The sequence below is a fragment of the Sagittula sp. SSi028 genome, assembly GCF_048553715.1.
Taxonomy (GTDB): Bacteria; Pseudomonadota; Alphaproteobacteria; order Rhodobacterales; family Rhodobacteraceae; genus Sagittula.
In genome coordinates this window covers 1-223 of record NZ_JBLZNC010000070.1, presented here as the reverse complement: position 1 = coordinate 223, position 223 = coordinate 1, and the positions used below count along the sequence as shown (strand labels likewise).

Genomic DNA, 223 nt, shown 5'->3' with positions numbered 1-223 from the left:
AGGAAGAGTGGGATCCGGCGCAGGTCGATCCGGCCGACGCATCCCGCGCTGTGCGAGAGTACCTCGCCACTCTGGATGAGGCCGCATTTGGTGCCGCCAGCGAGGTTCAGCCCAAGTTCACGTCCCATTCCGAACCGGCCAGCCAATGGACCGCAGCCCGCAAGGGCCCGGCATTCTTCAGCTATTCCGACAATTACCTGATCGACACCGACCATGGTGTCAT

1 pseudogene is annotated in these 223 nt (G+C 62.3%); it reads left to right on the top strand.

What is annotated here, in order from left to right:
* A pseudogene (locus tag ACN5AZ_RS18790) lies at window positions 1–223 on the top strand (IS5/IS1182 family transposase); the annotation flags it as partial.